This window comes from Pseudomonas sp. GW531-T4, assembly GCF_017349615.1.
GTDB classification, from domain to species: Bacteria; Pseudomonadota; Gammaproteobacteria; order Pseudomonadales; family Pseudomonadaceae; genus Aquipseudomonas; species Aquipseudomonas chlororaphis_I.
Map to the genome: position 1 here is coordinate 18,187 of NZ_JACMZT010000005.1, position 15,366 is coordinate 33,552.

At 66.0% G+C, this 15,366-nt stretch carries 15 protein-coding genes; 8 read left to right on the forward strand and 7 right to left on the reverse strand.

Translation table 11 applies throughout. The annotated features are described in order from the left end of the window. Positions 1-95 precede the first annotated feature (95 nt). The 5 genes from J4D28_RS05300 to J4D28_RS05320 form a co-directional block, all read right to left on the reverse strand. Entirely contained in the window at positions 96-1,208 is a 1,113-nt protein-coding gene (locus J4D28_RS05300; protein WP_028682921.1) for a succinylglutamate desuccinylase/aspartoacylase family protein, read from the reverse strand. 327 nt (positions 1,209-1,535) lie between these two features. Continuing rightward, the gene (locus J4D28_RS05305) at positions 1,536-2,315 is read right to left on the reverse strand and encodes an ABC transporter substrate-binding protein (RefSeq protein ID WP_103330812.1); all 780 of its coding nucleotides are present in this window, start codon (positions 2,313-2,315) and stop codon (positions 1,536-1,538) included. 339 nt (positions 2,316-2,654) lie between these two features. Further along, positions 2,655-3,419 (reverse strand): precorrin-6A synthase (deacetylating), encoded by a 765-nt coding sequence (cobF, locus tag J4D28_RS05310; RefSeq protein WP_103330813.1) that lies wholly within the window; start codon positions 3,417-3,419, stop codon positions 2,655-2,657. A gap of 179 nt (positions 3,420-3,598) precedes the next feature. Continuing rightward, complete coding sequence (locus J4D28_RS05315) at positions 3,599-4,162, reverse strand: histidine phosphatase family protein (protein ID WP_103330814.1); 564 nt, start codon at positions 4,160-4,162, stop codon at positions 3,599-3,601. A gap of 94 nt (positions 4,163-4,256) precedes the next feature. Beyond that, positions 4,257-4,820, reverse strand: a complete 564-nt coding sequence (locus tag J4D28_RS05320) for a DUF4865 family protein (protein ID WP_028682918.1) — start codon at positions 4,818-4,820, stop codon at positions 4,257-4,259. Between the two features lie 94 nt (positions 4,821-4,914). Between J4D28_RS05320 and J4D28_RS05325 the strand changes: the two genes are divergently transcribed. The 8 genes from J4D28_RS05325 to astA all read left to right on the forward strand — a co-directional run bounded on the left by J4D28_RS05325 (position 4,915) and on the right by astA (position 13,370). After that, positions 4,915-5,781 carry a LysR family transcriptional regulator gene (locus J4D28_RS05325; protein ID WP_103330815.1) on the forward strand — a complete coding sequence of 289 codons (867 nt, stop codon included), beginning with the start codon at positions 4,915-4,917 and terminating at the stop codon, positions 5,779-5,781. A 169-nt stretch (positions 5,782-5,950) separates the two neighbouring features. Beyond that, a complete protein-coding gene (locus tag J4D28_RS05330) occupies positions 5,951-6,805 on the forward strand; it encodes a MurR/RpiR family transcriptional regulator (RefSeq protein ID WP_009048189.1) in 855 nt (284 codons plus the stop codon). A 2-nt stretch (positions 6,806-6,807) separates the two neighbouring features. After that, the gene (locus J4D28_RS05335; RefSeq protein ID WP_009048188.1) at positions 6,808-7,452 is read left to right on the forward strand and encodes an isochorismatase family cysteine hydrolase; all 645 of its coding nucleotides are present in this window, start codon (positions 6,808-6,810) and stop codon (positions 7,450-7,452) included. Next, positions 7,449-8,795 (forward strand): glutamine synthetase family protein, encoded by a 1,347-nt coding sequence (locus J4D28_RS05340; protein WP_103330816.1) that lies wholly within the window; start codon positions 7,449-7,451, stop codon positions 8,793-8,795. Before J4D28_RS05335 ends, J4D28_RS05340 begins: the two co-directional genes overlap by 4 nt. After that, positions 8,779-9,531 carry an N-formylglutamate amidohydrolase gene (locus J4D28_RS05345; RefSeq protein ID WP_028682915.1) on the forward strand — a complete coding sequence of 251 codons (753 nt, stop codon included), beginning with the start codon at positions 8,779-8,781 and terminating at the stop codon, positions 9,529-9,531. The genes J4D28_RS05340 and J4D28_RS05345 overlap by 17 nt, the downstream gene beginning before the upstream one ends. A gap of 194 nt (positions 9,532-9,725) precedes the next feature. Then, positions 9,726-11,069, forward strand: a complete 1,344-nt coding sequence (locus J4D28_RS05350; RefSeq protein ID WP_028682914.1) for an APC family permease — start codon at positions 9,726-9,728, stop codon at positions 11,067-11,069. A 191-nt stretch (positions 11,070-11,260) separates the two neighbouring features. Then, positions 11,261-12,277, forward strand: coding sequence for an arginine N-succinyltransferase (locus J4D28_RS05355; RefSeq protein ID WP_009048184.1), 1,017 nt, complete (start codon positions 11,261-11,263; stop codon positions 12,275-12,277). Positions 12,278-12,335: 58 nt separating this feature from the next. Next, complete coding sequence (gene astA / locus J4D28_RS05360) at positions 12,336-13,370, forward strand: arginine N-succinyltransferase (RefSeq protein WP_009048183.1); 1,035 nt, start codon at positions 12,336-12,338, stop codon at positions 13,368-13,370. 65 nt (positions 13,371-13,435) lie between these two features. On the opposite strand, the gene J4D28_RS05365 is transcribed toward astA, so the two are convergent. Together J4D28_RS05365 and J4D28_RS05370 are read right to left on the reverse strand one after the other, a co-directional pair. After that, entirely contained in the window at positions 13,436-13,834 is a 399-nt protein-coding gene (locus J4D28_RS05365) for a carboxymuconolactone decarboxylase family protein (RefSeq protein WP_009048182.1), read from the reverse strand. Positions 13,835-14,088: 254 nt separating this feature from the next. Then, a complete protein-coding gene (locus tag J4D28_RS05370) occupies positions 14,089-15,333 on the reverse strand; it encodes a M20/M25/M40 family metallo-hydrolase (protein WP_103330817.1) in 1,245 nt (414 codons plus the stop codon). Positions 15,334-15,366 lie beyond the last annotated feature (33 nt).

Here is a 15,366-nt window from a genome sequence, read left to right on the forward strand (position 1 = left end):
GGGAAAGCGCCCGTTGCCTGGTTGTTTTGGCCGCGTAGCGGCCATCGCGAGCAAGCTCGCTCCTACAGGGAACCACCTGAATATCAAGGCCGGCTTCAATCGTTGGTCAGCTTGCCGCTGCGGATCGGTTCGCGGCCGGCGACCTTGGCCTGCCAGATACCCGGCTCGGTGTAGCGGCTGCGGTCCAGGGCGAACAGCACGCCGCTGGTGGCGGCACGCACCACGGTGACGATGTCGTTCAGCGGGTCGACCACCTCGAAGATCGCGTCGCCCCGCTCCACCCACTCGCCAGCCTCACGCAGGAAGCTGACCACCCCATGGTGCGGGGCGAACAGATATTGGCTGCCTTCGAACGGCATGCCCTCGCAGCAGGCGTCCGGAGTAGCCGGCCAGTGGCCATCAATCAACCCTTGCTCGGCGAGAAAACCGAGGATCGCTTCGCAGTTGGCCTGGGCCTGTTCGACCCGGGTGTCGCCCATGCTGCCCAGCTCCAGGGTGGTGGCGAGGTTGGCCGCTGGAATCGCTGCCCGCGGGAAGTCGCGGGCCAGGCGCAGCCAGGGCGTGGAGCAGGACTCGTCGAACGAGCTGCCGCCGGAGTCTTCGCAAAGCAGCGCCACCCCGGCCTTCAGCCGGGCGGCCAGGGACTGCCACTGCGGCCAGTGCTGGGGCAACGCGTACAGATGGATCGCCGCCTCGAAATCGCAGTGCAGGTCGAGGGTGATGTCGGCGTCGCAGGCATGGCGCAACAGCAGGCGTTGCAGGGCCTGGAGTTGCGAGGCCGGGGCCGGCAGGCGGTCGAGGACTTCGCCCATGGTCTGGCGGATCAAGGCGACGTTGGCCGCCGCATCGCTGCCCAGGCGGTCACCGATCAGGTCGCCCACCGGACCGCTGAGCTCGACGAAGGCGCGGTTGAAATTCTTCCCGCTGCCGCTTTCGAAACGCCCCAGGTGGCTGCTTTGCAAGTGCTGGTCGAGGCCGATGGGGTTGGCCACCGGCACCAGTTCGATCACGCCCTTGAGCTGCCCCTGGGCTTCCAGTTCGCTCAGGCGTTTTTTCAGTTCCCAGGCGGTGCGCATGCCCGGCAGTTCGTCGGCGTGCAGGCTGGCCTGGATATAGACCTTGCGGCTGCCGCTGCCAAAACGGAACACGCTGAGCTGGCGCTGGGTGCCCAGGTGGCTCCAGGGCAAGGAATGGTCGATGCGTTGCATGAAGGGCTCCGGAAGAAAAATGGAGTTCGGCGGGGGCCGTAGCCTGAGGCATTTGCGCGGCCGTGAAAAGGTCGTCGTCCGCTGCCAGGCGGCGCGAGCTTCCTGTAGCCGCTGCCGCAGGCTGCGTTCGGCCGGTACGGCCGTGACGCCCTCAAGATCGCTGAAGGTCCTGCGGACCTTGGCGCAGCCTGCGGCAGCGGCTACAGGGGATCGCCCTGCTCCTCGGCAATCCTGCATCCAGGCGCTACGTCGTCCAGTCCGACACAACAACGCCAACAAAAAAGGCGGCGCCGTCTTCACGGTAGCCGCCTTTTTCAGTGCAGCGAATTACTCGCCGTAGACGTCGAACTTGAAGTACTTGTCCTGCACGGCCTTGTACTTGCCGTTGGCGCGGATCTCAGTGATGGCGGTGTTGAATTTCTCGGCCAGGGCGGTATCGCCCTTGCGCACGGCGATGCCGGCGCCGCCACCGAAGTATTTCGGATCGTTGTACTCGGGACCGACGAAGGCGAAGCCCTTGCCGGCGTCGGTTTTCAGGAAGCCGTCGTCGAGGTTGACCGAGTCGGCCAGCAGCGCGTCGATGCGACCGGACACCATGTCCAGGTTGGCTTCCTGCTGGGAGCCGTAACGCACCAGGTTGATCCCGGCCGGCACCAGCACTTCGGTGGCGAAACGGTCATGAGTACTGGCGCGCAGCACCCCGACTTTCTTGCCCTTGAGTTCGGTCAGCGGGTCCTTGACCTCGGTGTCTTCCTTCATCACGAAGCGCGCCGGGGTGTGGTAGTACTTGATGGTGAAGTCGACGTTTTTCTTGCGATCGTCGGTGATGGTCATCGACGACAGGATGGCGTCGATCTTGCGCACTTTCAGCGCCGGGATCAGGCCGTCGAATTCCTGCTCGACCCAGGTGCATTTGACTTTCATCTGCTCGCACAGCGCATCGCCGATATCCACGTCGAAGCCGGTGAGCTTGCCGTCGGGGGTTTTCATCGAGAATGGCGGGTAGCCGGCTTCGATACCGATGCGGATCGGCTTGGCATCGTCAGCCACGGCGGTCAGGGACAGCATGGACAGTGCCAGGGCACCGAACATCACAAGCTTCTTCATTTATAACTCCCGTAGACGGAGGCTCTTATTGGCAGAAAGGTTCGATTGGGGGAAATCGAAGTGGCCAGCAGTCTAGAGCGGCGCCCGGGCGGCAAATTGTGTTTATGCGACAAATACTTACAGAAAAACCACTTCCCGATCAGGACGACGCCGGGCCCGCCCCGTACTGGTGCAATGACCGCGGAAAACCCCGCCGATCCCTGCATGTTTTCGGGTTTTCGTGCCTGGATTGCGGCCTGCAAGTCGTGTGGAGAACGTCTTGGGCAGAGAGCGTCGAACCTGTACCTCGCCGACCGAATACCCTATCGCGGGCAAGCCTCGCACCTATAGAAGCTCCCCTCAATCCTCGGGCTTACGCAACAGATAGGTGTCCATGATCCAGCCATTGGCCTGCCGCGCCGCCTTGCGCACCTGCTGGATCTGCCCGGCGACCTCCTTGAGCCGGCCGGCGATCAGGATTTCCTCCGGCGTGCCGAGGTAGGCGCCCCAGTAGATCTGCAGGTCCTGGTCCGCCACCTGGCGATAGGAGTCCTCGGCGTCGAGCATCACCACCAGGCTGTCGGCATCGCTCACCTGCCCCGCCGCCAGCCGCCGGCCGGTGGTGATCTCGACCGAGCGGCCGATGCGGTTCAACGGCACCTTGTGCTGCGCCGCCAGGGCCTGGACGCTGGTGATGCCGGGGATCACCTCGAACTCGAACGCACAGCGGCCGCTGGCCAGGATCGCCTGCAGGATGCGGATGGTGCTGTCGTACAGCGCCGGATCGCCCCAGGCCAGGAAGGCCCCGGTCTCGCCGTCCGCCAGTTCCTCGTCGATCAGCCGCTCGAAGGTGCGCTGCTTGTCGCGGTTCAGCTCGGCGACGCTGGCCCGGTAATCCACCTCGGCACCGCGCAGCCGTTCCGGGCTTTGCGCTTCGACAAACCGGTAGCCGGGCTGCTCGATGTAGCGCTCGCAGATTTCCCGGCGCAGGTCGATCAGCGCGTCCTTGCTCTGGCCCTTGTCCATCAGGAAGAACACATCGGTGCGATTGAGCGCCTTGACCGCCTGCATCGTGATGTAGTCGGGGTTGCCGGCGCCGATGCCGATGATCAGGAGGGTTTTCATGGGAGCGGGTCTCGGGTGCTGCTCGGGGGATGGAGTATGGCTGGGTTGCGACGGCGCGTCACAGGGCGGCCGCTCTGCGGCCTATCGCGAGCAAGCTCGCTCCTACCATGATTTGCGCCAACCCGGTAGGAGCGAGCTTGCTCGCGAAAAAATCCCCAGGCCACGCCGAGCCAAGCCCGCTAATCGCGCTGATCCAGGCGCAATCTCCAGCGGCCATTGAAGCGCAGTTCGACCTGGGCCAGCGGCTCGACATCGATGGCATTGAAACTGGCCGGCGGGCATTGCATGACGTGCAGCAGCGCCGCGCGGATGACCAGCGGATGGGTCACCGCCAGCACATGCCCGGGCTGCTCGCTCAGCGCCGCCAGCCACGCCGCGACCCGCTCGCACAGCTGCGCCACCGACTCGCCGCCGTGGGGCGCCGAGTGGCTGTCGGCCAGCCAGGTTTGCAGGGCCTCGGGCTGCCCACGGTGCAGATCGTCAAGGGCCAGGCCCTGCCAGCGGCCCATGTCACAGTCGCGCAGCGCCGGCACCGTTTCCACGCTGGCGCCATACAAGGCAGCGGTCTGCCGCGCCCGTTGCTCAGGAGCGCTGAGCAGGCGCGGCGCACGCTTGAACGCCGCGGCCCGCGAGCCCGCCTGCGCCTGCCAGTCCATCTCCAGCGGCTCGTCCAGCGGAAAACACGCCAGCTTCTGGGCGACGGTTCGGGCATGGCAGATCAGGGTCAAGCGGGTGGCCGGCACGGGGAATCTCTCGACGTTGAATGGACGCAGGGGGCAATGTGGCTGCGTTTGTATCATGTGTCGCCGGGGGATTCCCAACTTGTCGCCGCCAGACTTAAGCGCTGGCGAGCCCCGGCCGGGCCAGGTACAGCACCTCGTAGCGCTCGGCGCCGCGTGTGCGGTCGGGCGCGCTGGCCGAAAGGGTGAAGCGCACCAGCTCCCAGGCCTGCAGGTCGAGGGCGACGAACACGGCGAAGGTGTCCGGGTCATCGGCCAGCCGTTGATTGTGTTCGACCTGCTCGGCCAGCAGCCTGGCACGGTCCGCCAGCGGATCGATCGCCAGGTGTTCGCGATAGAGGGTCCGCGCCTGGTTGCTGGAACCGCGGCGCCAGTCCAGGGGCAGCCAGGACTCGATGTGCGGACGGCCGAACGAGTCGATCACGCTGTCGAAACCGCTGCCCATGAGAAACCGCGCGGCGCCCGCCGGATCGGCCCAGAGGTAGATCGAGGCGTACAGGTTATGCCGCGCGCCGTGCACGCCCCGCTCCTGGCCGGCGAAGACCTTGAACAGCAACCCGTCGACCTCGTCCCACAGGGGCCCGCGATCCGCGGCGCGATGGCGGATCACGCCCATGTCGTAATCGGCGGGCAGGCGGTGCGAATACTGTTTGGCCAACATGGCGATGCTCCTGTGCGTGAAGGTGTTGCCAGCTTGCGCAGGGCCAGCCATTACAACAAGATATCGGCAAATATATCTGCGATAAGTATCCGATATGAGCGAACCCCTCAGGCCGCTGGACATCGACACCGTGCACGCCTTCGTGCTGATCGCCGACTTCGGCAGCTTCACCCGCGCCGCCCAGGCGCTGGACACTTCCCAGGCCGCCATCAGCCTCAAGCTCAAGCGCCTGGAGGAACGCCTCGGCTATCGCCTGCTGGAGCGCACGCCGCGGCATGTGCGCCTGACCCTGGTCGGCGAGCAGTTCATGCAGGCCGCCCGCGACCTGCTGCGCGCCCATGAGCGGGCCCTGGGCGACATGCAGGCGGCACCGGCGCGACGGCTGGTCATCGGCATCAGCGACCACGTCGCCGGCGCGGAACTGCCGCAACTGCTGAGCCGCATCGCCGCCTACGATCCGTTGCTGATCATCGAGGTGCGCATCGCCTCCTCCCGGGACCTGACGGCGGCCTTCGACCGCGAGGAACTGGACGCGGTCATCGTGCGCAACGAAGGCGCGCGCCAGGATGGCGAGGTGCTGGTGGTCGAGCGCTTCGGCTGGTTCGCCGCGCCGGCCTGGCAGCAGGCGCCGGGTACCCCGCTGCGGCTGGCGACCATGGCCGCGCCCTGTGGCGTGCGGCATGTGGCGGTGCGCGTGCTGGACGAGGCCGGTATTCCCTGGACCGAAGTGTTTATCGGCGGTGGCGTGATGGCCGTCTGCGCCGCGGTCAGCGCCGGGCTCGGAGTGGCGGCGCTGGCCCATCGGGTGGCGCCGGCCGGCGCGATCGAAGTCGGCGAACGCCTCGGCCTGCCGCTGTTGCCGGTCAGCGAAATCGTCCTGCTTGCGCGGCCCACCGACGCCCGCTCCGAGGAAACCCTGCGCGCCCTGAGCGCGGCCTTTCGCGGCACCCTGCCGCGCTGATGGCGTGCCCCAAAAAACCTCGAACAGCCAATAAACCTGGGCTTTTTCGCCCTCTTTTGGGGCGTTTGCGGGCGCTTCCATTTTTCACTAGACATGTAGCGTAAATTACATAAATACTGTTTTCACTTTCAGTGAAACAAAAACGACATTCCACTCGCGAAGGCGTTTTATGCCGTCTCTCAGAGACCAGATCACCGACCCGGCCCTCGACCTCACGCCTTCGGAGCGCAAGGTCATCCGTGCCCTGCTCGACCATTACCCGCGCAACGGCCTGGGGCCCATGTCGCGGCTGGCCGAGCACGCTGGCGTCAGCGACCCGACCATCGTGCGGCTGGTGAAAAAACTCGGCTTCGGCGGTTATGCGCAGTTCCAGGAAGCGTTGCTCAGCGACATGGACGATCGCCTGCGTTCGCCCAGCACCCTGTTGCAACCGCGGGCCCAGGTCCCTCGGGACGATGCCTGGAGCCATTACCTGCAAGGCAGCCTGCGCAGCCTGGAACAGACCCAGGCCCTGACCCAGCCCGAAGACGTGCGCATCCTGGTCGACTGGCTGCTGGACAGCCGGCACGCGCTGTACTGCTACGGCGGGCGCTTCAGCAACTTTCTCGCCAGCTACCTGCTCAATCACCTGCGCCTGATGCGCCCCGGCTGCATGGCCCTGGACGACAACGCGCAACTGCCCGACCGCCTGTATGACGTGCAGCGCCAGGACATCGTCCTGCTGTTCGACTACCGCCGCTACCAGAGCCAGGCCCTGCGCGTGGCCAGCGCGGCCAAGGCGCGGCATGCGCGGGTGGTGCTGTTCACCGACATCTACGCCTCGCCCCTGCGGGAGCTGGCGGACCTGATCATCAGCGCCCCGGTGGAGTCGGCCTCGGCCTTCGACACCCTGGTGCCGGCCCTGGCCCAGGTCGAGGCGCTGGTCGCCAGCCTGAGCCTGCGCAGCACCGACCTGGACCGACGCCTGGAAGGCATCGACGCCCTGCGTAACGAATTCGCCACTCACCTGCTGGAGGACAAATAAGGATGGTCTGCCTTCCCCACCACTCGCCCCGCGACCTGCCATTCACCCTCGACCGCACCGCCCTGCTGCTGGTGGACATGCAACGGGCCTGGCTCGATCCGCAGCTCGACCCGCATTTGCAGGTGCCGGACGCCGAGTACTTCATCAAGCGCACCCGTGAGCAGGTGATTCCCAACCAGCAGAAGCTCCTGGCGGCCATGCGCGGCGCCCGGCAGAACGTGCTGCACACCATTATCGAAAGCCTGACCGCCGATGGCCGCGACCGCTCGCTGGACCACAAGCTGTCGGACATGCACCTGCCCAAGGGCAGCCCGCAGGCGGCGATCATCGAGCCGCTCGCGGCGCAGGAGAACGAAATCGTCCTGCCCAAGACCTCCTCCGGGGTCTTCAACTCGACCAACATCGACTACGTGCTGCGCAACCTGCAGACCCGTCACCTGATCGTCGCCGGCATCGTCACCGACCAGTGCGTCGACATGGCGGTGCGCGACGCCGCCGACCGCGGTTACCTGGTGACCCTGGTGGAAGACGCCTGCGCCACCTACACCGACGCCCGGCACCAGGCCTGCCTGAATGCGATCAAGGGCTACTGCTGGATCACCGATACCCGGACCGTGCTCGGCCGCCTGCGGGAGATGCAGGCATGAGCCGGAACAACGAGCCGTTGCAGCCGGTGGCCATGACCACCCTGCTCACCACCGACCTGATCGGCGTCAGCCGTGGCCGCTCGTTCCCCAGCGACGAACTGGACAGCTACACCAGCGCCGGCTGCGGCTGGGTCCCGGCCAACAGCGCGCTGACCCCGCAGGACATCATTGCCGAGCCCAACCCCTGGGGCGCCCGTGGCGACCTGCGGCTGATCCCCGACCTGGCCAGCCGGGTCCAGGTCGGCAACGGCCCGGACGCCAGCGCCTCGCCGCTGGACTTTATCCACGCCGACATCTGCGAGACCGACGGCCAGCCCTGGGCCGCCTGCCCGCGCACCCTGCTGCGCAACGAAGTGCAGCGCTACGCCAGCGAGCTGGGGCTGCAGATCACCGCCGCCTTCGAGCACGAATTCAACCTGCACAGTGCCACCGCGCAACCGGAACGCCTGGCCTTCTCCCTGCAGGCCCAGCGCCAGGGCGCGGACTTCGGTGGCTGGCTGCTCAGCGCCTTGCGCGCCGCGGGCGTCGAGCCGGAAATGTTCCTGCCCGAATACGGCAAGCACCAGTACGAAATCACCTGCCGCCCGACCCAGGGCGTGGCCGCCGCCGACCGCGCGGTGAACGTGCGCGAGATCACCCGCGAGATCGCCCGGCAACTCGGCCACGGCCTGAGCTTCGCACCCAAGACCGCGGAACACGCAGTGTGCAATGGCGTGCACCTGCACCTGAGCCTGCAGAAATTGGATGGCACGCCGGTGCTGTATGAGGAAGGACGGGCCAACAGCCTGTCGTCCCTCGGCCAATTCTGGGCGGCCGGGGTGCTCAAGTTCCTGCCCGCTCTCTGCGCCTTTACCGCGCCAACGCCGATTTCCTACGCACGCTTGCAGCCCCATCACTGGAGCGCTTCCTACGCCTGCCTGGGCCAGCGCAACCGCGAAGCCTCGCTGCGCATCTGCCCCACCGTGAGCATCGGCGGCAAGCCCGTGGCGCCGCAGTACAACCTGGAATTCCGCGCGCTGGACGCCACCGCCTCGCCGCACCTGGCCATGGCCGCGGTGCTGATCGCCGGGCGCCTGGGCATCGAACAGAAGCTGCCCCTGCGCGCCGTGACCGACGAAGTGCCGGACGAACTGAGCGCAGAACAGCGCCAGGAGCGCGGCATCGTCGCCCTTCCGGCCTCGTTGCCGCAGGCGCTGGACTGCCTGCGCAACTGCCCGGAACTGCTGCAAGCCCTGCCAGCCCCGCTGCTGGAAACCTATTTCGCCGTCAAACACCAGGAAGTGAAACTGACCGAGCACCTGACCCCTGCCCAACTCTGTGAGCACTATGCACACCTGTACTGAAACCGCTGAACTGGGGCTGTACACCCGACCGGCCTACCGGCTGCTGCGAGAAGACTCCGCGCACCCGCTGATCCTCGTCTGCGAACACGCCAGCCGTTATATCCCGGCGGCGCTCAACGACCTCGGCCTGGACCCGGAAGCGGCGCGCGAGCACATCGCCTGGGACCCCGGTGCCCTGGAGCTGGCGGAAAACCTCTCGCAGACCCTCGGCGCCACCCTGCTGACGGCCAATTATTCGCGGCTGCTGATCGACCTCAACCGCCCGTGCCAGGCCCACGACAGCATTCCGTTGCAGAGCGAGATCTACCAGATCCCGGGCAACCAGCACCTCGACGAAGCCACCCGCGAGTACCGCCGCAAGCAGCTGTTCCGGCCCTTTCATGCGCGCCTGAGCGGGCTGATCGATGCGCGCCTGGCCGCGGGCCGGCCGGTGCGGGTGGTGGGCATCCACAGTTTCACCCCGCTGTACTACGGCCAGCGCCGCACGCTGGAGATGGGCGTGCTGTTCGATCGCGCCGAGGGTTACGCCCGGCGCCTGCTGGAAGGCATGTCGGTCCACGACGTGAAGATCGCCGGCAACGAGCCGTACAAGATCGACGCCCTGGGCGACATGACCGTGCCGGCCCACGGCGATGCCCGCGGCCTGGATTCGGTATTGATCGAGGTGCGCAACGACCTGCTGCGCACCCCGCAAGCCATACAGTGCTGGACGGATTATCTGGCACCGCTGTTGTAGAAAAGGCTGTGAACCAGGATGGAGCTGTGGTTGTAAAAAAGCTGTTTGCTGTACCGGTACAACAACTATAAAAAACCGCCGTGGCGTGTCTTTAAACCTGCCAGGTTCAAATACATTGCCTGCCGCTCCAGGTCGTCCATCGACATCAGCGTCAGGCATCCGCCCCCCCTTTGGCTGACAAGGAGAACCTCTTCATGGAGATTGAAGAATTCGGCTACAAACAGGAACTCAAGCGCGGCCTGACGCTGCGCGACCTGGTGGTCTACGGGATGATTTTCATGATCCCGATCGCCCCGTTCGGGGTCTATGGCTATGTGAACCAGGAAGCACCGGGCATGGTGCCGCTGGCCTACATCATCGGCATGCTGGCGATGCTCTTCACCGCCCTCAGCTACGGCAGCATGGCCCGCGCCTTTCCCATCGCCGGCTCGGTCTACTCCTACGCCCAGCGCGGGCTCAACCCCCATGTCGGGTTCATCGCCGGCTGGCTGATGCTGCTCGACTACCTGCTGATCCCACCGCTGCTGTACGTCTATGCGGCCATGGCGCTGAACCACCTGTACCCGGACATTCCCAAGGTCGGCTTCATCCTCGCGTTCCTGGTCAGCGCCACCTTCGTCAACCTGCGTGGCATCACCTTCACCGCACGGATGAACATCGTGTTTCTCCTGGCGCAGCTGGTGGTGCTGGGGATCTTCCTGTTCTACGCCTGGAACGCCCTGCACGGTGGCACCGGTAACGGCCAGCTGACCCTGGCGCCGCTGTACAGCCCGGAGCATTTTCACTTCGGCATGCTGATGCAGGGCGTGTCGATCGCCGTGCTGTCGTTCCTCGGTTTCGATGCCATTTCCACCCTGGCCGAAGAGATCAAGAGCGAGCCGGGCAAGAGCGTCGGCCGCGCCGCGCTGATTACCTTGCTGGTGATGGGCGCGATCTTCGTGGTGCAGACCTGGATCGCCACCGACCTGGCCGCCGGCATGGGCTTCAAGTCGGCCGACACCGCCTTCTACGAGATCGCCGAAATCGCCGGCGGCAGCTGGCTGGCGACCCTGACCGCGGTGGCCACCGCACTGGCCTGGGGCGTGGCGGTCGCCATCACCTCGCAAGCGGCGGTGTCGCGCCTGCTGTTCGGCATGGCTCGCGACGGCAAGCTGCCGAAGATCCTGGCCAAGGTCCACCCCAGGCACAACACGCCGCACGTCAGCATCTACCTGGTGGCGGTGCTGTCGCTGCTGATCTGCTACCTGTTCATCAACTCGGTGGACACCCTCACCTCCCTGGTGAACTTCGGCGCCCTGAGCGGTTTCATGCTGCTGCACCTGACCGTGATCAATCACTACTGGCGCCGCAACAAGTCGGCCCAAGTGGTGCGTCACCTGATTTGTCCGGTGATCGGCTTCCTAATTGTCTGCGCGATCATGTACAACATGGGGGTCGATGCGCAGAAACTCGGTTGCATCTGGATCGCCATCGGCCTGGTCTACCTGTTTTTCCTCAACAGGCTGGGCGCCAATACGGCGCTGGCCGATCCACTTTAATCAACACCCCCGGCCGCCGCGGCACCATGAAGGTGCCCCGGCGAATCCGAGCGGGCGCCGACAGGTGCCTGCGTGCCACCGCCCGCCCTCGCGGGCCGTGGCAGTAATGCGTGGAAACCGACAGTGATTGTCAGGTTCGGCGCCCAGGTCTCGCGGCCAGGCGTCGATCATTTTGATACAGGAGTACATCCATGCTGGTCTTACGCCCAGTTGCGCCAGACGATTTGCCGGAGTTGCAACGGCTGGCCCGTGAAAGCCTGGTGGGGGTGACGTCCCTGCCGGACGATCGACAACACCTGCTGGACAAGATTCTCGACTCTTGCGCCTCCTTCGCCGCCAACGTGCAGGCGCCGGGGCCGGAGAACTACTTTTTTGTCCTGCACGACCCGGCCCGCGGCCAGCTGCGCGGTTGCTCGGAAATCCTCGCCATGGCCGGGTTTTCCGCGCCGTTCTACAGCCTGCGCAACCGGCCTTTCGTCAGCAGTTCGCGGGAGCTGAACGTGCAGCACGGCGTGCCGACCCTGTCGCTGTGCCAGGACCTGAGCAACCACAGCCTGCTGCGCGGCTTTCATATCGACCCGGACCTGGTCGGCACGCCCATGGCGGAGCTGCTCTCCAGGGCCCGGCTGCTGTTTATCGCCGCCCATGGCGCGCGCTTCGCCGACACCAGCATCACCGAGATCGTCGGCTACAGCAGCGACGACGGCCACTCGCCGTTCTGGGATGCCCTGGGCAAACACTTCTTCGACCTGCCCTATGTCGAGGCCGAGCGCCTGTGCGGCCTGCAAAGCCGCAGCTTCCTCGCCGACCTGATGCCGCAATACCCGATCTACATCCCGATGCTGCCCAAGGCGGCCCAGGACTGCATCGGCCAGGTCCACCCGCAGGGTCGCGAGGCCTACGAGATCCTGCTGCGCGAGGGGTTCGAAGCCAACCACTATGTCGACCTGTTCGACGGCGGCCCGACGCTGTACGCCCGCCACAACGGCGTTCGCTCCATCCGCCACAGCCTGATCGCCAACGCCTGCCCGGGCCCGCAGAGCGGCAGCGGCCGGGCCTGGCTGGCGAGCAACGAGCGGCTGGGGCAATACCGGGCCGCCCTGGTGCACCTGGACGAAGCGCCGGGGGACCTGGTCAACCTGGACCCGGAAAGCTTCCAGGCCCTGCAACTGCAAACCGGCGACCCGGTACGGCTGGTCGCCCTATGAAGAATCCCGGACACGTTTGCATTCGCCGCCACAACAGGCGCGCAGAAGGAGCTGCATCATGATCGTTCGCCCGGTACGCATGACTGACTTGCCCGCGCTGATGGCCCTGGCCCAGCGCGCGGGCCTGGGGCTGACCACTCTGCCGGCCAACCAGGATCGCCTGACCCATCGGATCCGCTGGGCCCAGCGGACCTTTGCCGAGCAGGTGGAACGGGCCGACGCCGACTACCTGTTCGTGCTCGAAGACGACGACCAGCAAGTGGTCGGCATCAGCGCCCTGACCGGCGCCGTGGGCCTGCGCGAACCCTGGTACAGCTACCGGGTCGGCATGACCGTCAATTCGGCGCCGAACCTGGGGATCCGGCGGCAGATCCCGACCCTGTTCCTGAACAACGAAATGACCGGCCAATCGGAACTCTGCTCGCTGTTCCTGCGCCCCGACCAGCGCCGTGACAGCAACGGCCGCCTGCTGTCCCTGGCGCGCCTGCTGTTCGTCGCCGAGTTCCCGCACCTGTTCGGCGACAAGCTGATCGCCGAGCTGCGCGGCAAGGGCGACGAGAACGGCTGCTCGCCCTTCTGGAACAGCCTGGGCCGGCACTTTCTGCAGATGGATTTCGTCCAGGCCGACCACCTCTCCAGCCTTGGCCACAAACCCTTTATCGCCGAACTGCTGCCGCGCCAGCCGCTGTACACCTGCCTGCTCAGCGAACCGGCCCAGGCCGCGATCGGCCAGGCTCACGAAAACGCCGAGGCGGCGCTGGCCATCCTGCGCCATGAAGGGTTTGCCCATCAGGGCCATATCGACATCTTCGACGGCGGGCCGGTGATCGAGGCCGAGCTGAGCAAAGTCCGCGCGGTGCGCGAAAGCCAGGTGCTGCCGCTGCTGGTGGGCACCCCGGACGACGATGCGCCGACCTGGCTGATCCACAACCGCCGCCTGGAAAGCTGCCGCGTCACCAGCGCCCGCGGCCGCCTGGTGTCCGGCTGCCTGCTGGTGGACCGCCTCAGCGCCAAGCGCCTGCAACTGCAACCCGGCGACCTGGTGCGCGCCGTGCCGCTGCTCGCCACCCAGGCCAAGGCAGCGGCGGCCTGAAAACCTGATGACGGCGCTGGCCGATACGAGCAGCGCCGAGGGCCGCAGCCCTGCGGGTCACAGGCTCATTCAAGCTTGAACGCATCATCCAGCGGCACCCGGTAGCCGTTGGCCAGGCGATTGGTTTCGTTGGCCATGCCGACCACCGCCTGCAACTCACCGAACATCGCCTCTGTCATCCCTGCCTTGCGCGCCGCGGCGGTGTGCGAAGCGATGCAATACGGGCAGTTGTTGGTGACGCTGACCGCCACGTAGATCAGCTCCTTGGTCAACGGATCGAGCGCCCCCGGCGCCATGATCTCCTTGAGACTGTCCCAGGTACGCCGCAGGGTCGGCGGATGGGCCGCCAGGCATTTCCAGAAGTTGTTCACCTGGTCGACCTGACGGGTACGCATGATGTCATCGAACACCGCCCGCACTTCGGGGCTGGCGTCAGAGTATTCGGTGAGGTGGTTGCTGCTCATTGAAAGCTCCGCTGTGGGGGACGAGGCTTTCGAGTATAGGCATGCAGATCGTGAGCGCCTGTAGCCACCCCTGTAGCCGCTGCCGAGCCTGCGAGGCTGCGACAGGACCACAGGTCCTCCAGCGGTCTTGAGATCCTTGCGCCTGCTGCGCAGTCGATCGCAGCCTCGCAGGCTCGGCAGCGGCTACAGGGCTACAGGGCTACACGGCTACAGGGTCCGGCCATGCAGAAAATGCAGTGCGTCTGTTCCTGCAATCACTGCTTGGCCGACAGCTCCATGATCATCCGCGCCAGCAGGTAGATGCGCGGCGCCACGCTCTCGACTTCGGCGTACTCCTCGGGGGTGTGGATATTGCCGCCGACGATGCCGAAGCCATCCAGGGTCGGCGTACCGACGCCGGCCGACAGGCTGGAGTCCGCCGCCCCGCCGCTGCCCTCGATGGTCAGCTTGCGCCCCAGCTCGCCGTAGATGCCCTGGGCCATGGCCACCAGCGCGTCGGACTGCTCGGTCTGCGGCATCGGCGGCAAACCGCGTTGCAAGGTGGTCTTGACTTCGGTGTCGGCGATCAGCTTGTTGGCCGACACCCGCGCCAGGTCCTTCTCGATGCGGTCGAACTCCTCCGGCACCGCCGCCCGCACATCCGCCTTGGCGGTGGCCTGGTCGGGAATCACGTTGGTCCGGTCGCCGGCCTTGAGCACGGTGAAGTTGATGGTGGTTTTCTTCGCTTCATCCCCCAGCTTGCCCAGTTGCAGGATCTGGTGCGCCGCTTCCATCGCCGCGTTGCGCCCCAGCTCCGGCGCGACGCCGGCGTGAGCCGCCTTGCCCTTGACCTCGACCAGCGCCGTGGCGCTGCCCTTGCGCCACACCACCAGGCCATCGGCCGGGCGCCCCGGTTCCAGGTTCAAGGTCACGTCGTGGGCCTTGGCGGTTTTCTTGATCAAGTCGGTAGCGATCTCGGAACCGGTTTCCTCGCTGGCGTCGAGCAGGAAGGTGATCTGCGCGTAGTCCTTGAACTTGAGGTTATCCAGGACCTTCAGCGCATAGATCCCGGCGACGATGCCACCCTTGTCGTCCATCACCCCGGGGCCGTAGGCACGACCGTCCTGGATGCGGAACGGCCGCTCGGCCGCGGTGCCTTCCTTGAACACCGTGTCCATATGCGCCATCAGCAGGATCCTGGCCTTGCCGGTGCCCTTGAGGGTGGCCAGCACATGGCTGCCGCCGGCAGCGCCGTTGGGGACTTTTTCGATGCTGGCGCCAAGCTTCTTCAGCTCGGCGATGGCGATATCGCTCACCTGGTTCAGCCCCGCCTCGTAGCCGGAGCCCGAGTCGATGTTCACCAGGCGCTCCAGCAGTTTCAGGGCGTCGCCCTGGTATTGCTGCGCATCGTTCTGTACCTGGGGGTGGGGGGCGGCACTGGCGTGGGTGGCCAGCAGGCCAAGGGCAAGGGTCAGGCCGATACGGGCGGCCAGCAATGAGCGAGGGGAAGTCTGCGTCATGAATCGGTCCTTGTTTCGTGTCGGAAGGTGCCC

Bases quoted from the DNA above. Each gene is read 5' to 3' on its own strand.
- J4D28_RS05330 (WP_009048189.1), top strand. From the start codon at position 5,951: ATGCCGTCTCTCAGAGACCAGATCACCGACCCGGCCCTCGACCTCACG.
- J4D28_RS05340 (WP_103330816.1), top strand. From the start codon at position 7,449: ATGAGCCGGAACAACGAGCCGTTGCAGCCGGTGGCCATGACCACCCTG.
- cobF (WP_103330813.1), bottom strand. From the start codon at position 3,419: ATGAAAACCCTCCTGATCATCGGCATCGGCGCCGGCAACCCCGACTAC.
- J4D28_RS05325 (WP_103330815.1), top strand. From the start codon at position 4,915: ATGAGCGAACCCCTCAGGCCGCTGGACATCGACACCGTGCACGCCTTC.
- J4D28_RS05355 (WP_009048184.1), top strand. From the start codon at position 11,261: ATGCTGGTCTTACGCCCAGTTGCGCCAGACGATTTGCCGGAGTTGCAA.
- J4D28_RS05350 (WP_028682914.1), top strand. From the start codon at position 9,726: ATGGAGATTGAAGAATTCGGCTACAAACAGGAACTCAAGCGCGGCCTG.
- J4D28_RS05335 (WP_009048188.1), top strand. From the start codon at position 6,808: ATGGTCTGCCTTCCCCACCACTCGCCCCGCGACCTGCCATTCACCCTC.
- J4D28_RS05370 (WP_103330817.1), bottom strand. From the start codon at position 15,333: ATGACGCAGACTTCCCCTCGCTCATTGCTGGCCGCCCGTATCGGCCTG.
- astA (WP_009048183.1), top strand. From the start codon at position 12,336: ATGATCGTTCGCCCGGTACGCATGACTGACTTGCCCGCGCTGATGGCC.
- J4D28_RS05320 (WP_028682918.1), bottom strand. From the start codon at position 4,820: ATGTTGGCCAAACAGTATTCGCACCGCCTGCCCGCCGATTACGACATG.
- J4D28_RS05300 (WP_028682921.1), bottom strand. From the start codon at position 1,208: ATGCAACGCATCGACCATTCCTTGCCCTGGAGCCACCTGGGCACCCAG.
- J4D28_RS05305 (WP_103330812.1), bottom strand. From the start codon at position 2,315: ATGAAGAAGCTTGTGATGTTCGGTGCCCTGGCACTGTCCATGCTGTCC.
- J4D28_RS05365 (WP_009048182.1), bottom strand. From the start codon at position 13,834: ATGAGCAGCAACCACCTCACCGAATACTCTGACGCCAGCCCCGAAGTG.
- J4D28_RS05345 (WP_028682915.1), top strand. From the start codon at position 8,779: ATGCACACCTGTACTGAAACCGCTGAACTGGGGCTGTACACCCGACCG.